Raw genomic sequence first — 2,480 nt, forward strand, 5'->3', positions numbered from 1 at the left:
CGTCCACGTCGGACAGCGCGCCGACCGGCGTCGGGGACGACGTGTGCGCGTCGGGCGCGACCGGAGACGCCGGCCCGGCTCCTCGTGACTGCTCGGCAACCGGTGGTGTCGGCGCAGCCACCTGGTCCGGTGGAGTGGTGGCGACACCCTCCGTCGCCTGCATCGGAACGCCCGCAGCCGTAACCGGACCACCCGAAGCCACACCACCGACAGCCCCTGCGGAGGGAGCACTCGCGGCAGACGAGACCCCGAAGGAGGGAGCCGCTCCGGTAGAGGCCGCATCCCCCGCGACAGGCAACACGGGCGGAAGGGAGGGGCCCGTGAAGGATGCTCCGGCGAGGGCGTTGGCCTGCGCGTCGAGCCGGGCGCGTAGCGCGTGGTCGGTCTGCCCGGTCGCCGAACCGGTGGCCCCGGACGCGGCGGCGCGCGCCACGTCCTCCATCGAGGTCAGGCCCTGACCGGTGGCCAGGCTCGCCGCGCTGTCGGCGAGCACCTCGCCGGTCATCTCCCGCCCCAGGTGCTCCCCGACCTTCGCCGCCCGCCCGGTGGCGTGCCGGCCCAGGCCGGCCAGCGGTGCCACCGCTCCGCCGGCCAACCCGCCCACCGCCGACGCGCCGAGATCGGTCAGGTCCAGGCCGTGTGCCCGCCCGCTGGAGTTCTGGTACGTCTGGGTGGCCAGGGTGACCCCGGCCTCCTCGGTGGCCTCCTCCAGCCCGCCCCGGGCGGCCCGCTTGGCGAGCCCGCGCGCGCCACCTCGGGCGACCTCCTTGGCGGCCCGCTCGCCGGCCTCCTTGAGCCCGTGCTTGAGGGACTTGCTGGCCAGTTGGCCCATCAGCCGCTTGAAGATCTGTTGCACCAGCAGTCGCGTCGCGGTGATCGCCGCCCCCGCGGCCGGGGTTGCCGCACCGGCGGTCAGCACCGCCGCCACCGCAACGGTGAGCAACTCGATGACCAGGATGCCCAGCTCGATCCAGACTTCCAGCTTGGCGCCCTCGATGTCGCAACCGCACTCCTCGACCAGTCGGCCCAGGTCGGCCGTGACCGCGAGCAGCACGGGCAGCGGAGCGTCGGCGCCCTCGGCGATCCTCCGCCAGGCCGCCTCGAACGCCGCGTCGACAGCTCCGACGCCGCCGTACCCGTTGTGCACCTCGACGGCGGCCGTGGCGGCGTCGGCGTGCGGCCCGGCGAGCACGGAGGCGACCGCGTACCACTGGTCGGCGACGTCCCAGACGGCCCGCTCGTTGCCGTCCGGCCACTGCACGCCGACCACCCAGTCGAGGGCCTCGTAGATCCAGCCGGGCACGTCCCACGGTGCGTGGTCCAGGGGGTGCGGGATGGGGCTCGGCAGCACGCTCATCTCAGCTCGTCGGCCGTCAGCGCCGGTCGGCGGCCCGGCCGACCCGGGCGGCGTTGGCTCCGTCGGTCTGCACGCTCGCATCGACCGCCTCGACCACGTCGCTGCCCAGCTCGGTGAGCCGGTGCCCGACGCCGGCCCAGGCCCGCAGCACGGTCTGCTCGAACCCGCGGTAGTTGCGCTCGAAGGCGGCGCCGATGTCGTCTCGACCCCAGGGCCGGGCACCGCTGGCGGCCTCGATCGCGCCCCCCTCCGCCGCACGACGGGCCGTCACCGCCTCGCCGGCGAACGCCAGGTCGGCGCCGCCCCGGCGGGCCCGGGACGGATCAAGCCAGAGCTGCCCGTCGGTCATGGCTTCGCCTCACCTGTGCCGAGGACGGCGTCGGCCCGACCGAGCAGAGTGGCGTAATCGCCGGTCTTGAGGAAGTCCGTCGCCCCGGAGCCGGCCGGCATGCTCTCGGCGACGAGGTCGCGGGTGGCGTCGGCGGCGGCGGTCGCGGCGGCCCGGATCGTCTCGGTGACCTTTCGGCCGAGCGCGTCGGCGTCGCGGTCCCGGTAGATGGCCGGCGTCAGCTCGACCTCGATCACCTGGCCCTGCGCGCCAACTGTCGCCGTCACCTGCCCGTCGGTCGAACGGCGGGTCACCCGCAGCGCGGCGAGTCGCGTCTGGAGGGTGTCCAAACCGGATCTGAGCTGCTGGTATTGCCCATAAACGTCGTCGAATCGGGCCCGTAGCTCGCGATTGACGCTCCGGTCCGCCTGTTCCCCCACCGCCGCCCTCCCGTCACCGTCGGTAGAACGAGACAATACCGGCCGCCATCGATCCGTGTAGTCCGGTAGTTTCATAGCGTGATCGACCGTCGACAGGCCGAGCAGCTCGCGGCCACCTGGGCCCGCCGTGACTCGCAGCGTCTCGGTCACGAGTGCACTGCGATGGTCGACGAGTTCGACCTGGGGTGGGTCATCACGTCCGTCGTGCCCACCGAGGTGCCCACGGTGCCGGGTGACCTGCCGACGACAGTCATCGACAAGCAGACCGGCACTGTCACCACCTGGCCCCGGGTGCCGAGCGCTGTGGTGGCGGAGCTGTACCGGCGTAGCCGGCCCCCCGAGCCGACCGCCCCCC

The 2,480-nt window shown here is 73.8% G+C and carries 2 protein-coding genes and 2 pseudogenes; 1 reads left to right on the forward strand and 3 read right to left on the reverse strand.

Annotation, left to right across the window (positions count from 1 at the left end; translation table 11 throughout):
• The 3 genes and pseudogenes from ABZ749_RS33805 to ABZ749_RS33815 all read right to left on the reverse strand — a co-directional run.
• Positions 1 to 1,357 (reverse strand): annotated as a pseudogene (locus ABZ749_RS33805) (hypothetical protein); the annotation flags it as partial.
• A gap of 16 nt (positions 1,358 to 1,373) precedes the next feature.
• On the reverse strand, positions 1,374 to 1,706 hold the full coding sequence (locus tag ABZ749_RS33810; RefSeq protein ID WP_357235143.1) for a hypothetical protein: 333 nt from the start codon (positions 1,704 to 1,706) through the stop codon (positions 1,374 to 1,376).
• Complete coding sequence (locus ABZ749_RS33815; protein ID WP_357235146.1) at positions 1,703 to 2,200, reverse strand: YbaB/EbfC family nucleoid-associated protein; 498 nt, start codon at positions 2,198 to 2,200, stop codon at positions 1,703 to 1,705. Before ABZ749_RS33815 ends, ABZ749_RS33810 begins: the two co-directional genes overlap by 4 nt.
• 3 nt (positions 2,201 to 2,203) lie before the next feature.
• Between ABZ749_RS33815 and ABZ749_RS33820 the strand changes: the two are divergent.
• A pseudogene (locus tag ABZ749_RS33820) lies at positions 2,204 to 2,480 on the forward strand (hypothetical protein); the annotation flags it as partial.

This window comes from Micromonospora sp. NPDC047753, assembly GCF_040642735.1.
Lineage (GTDB): Bacteria > Actinomycetota > Actinomycetes > Mycobacteriales > Micromonosporaceae > Micromonospora.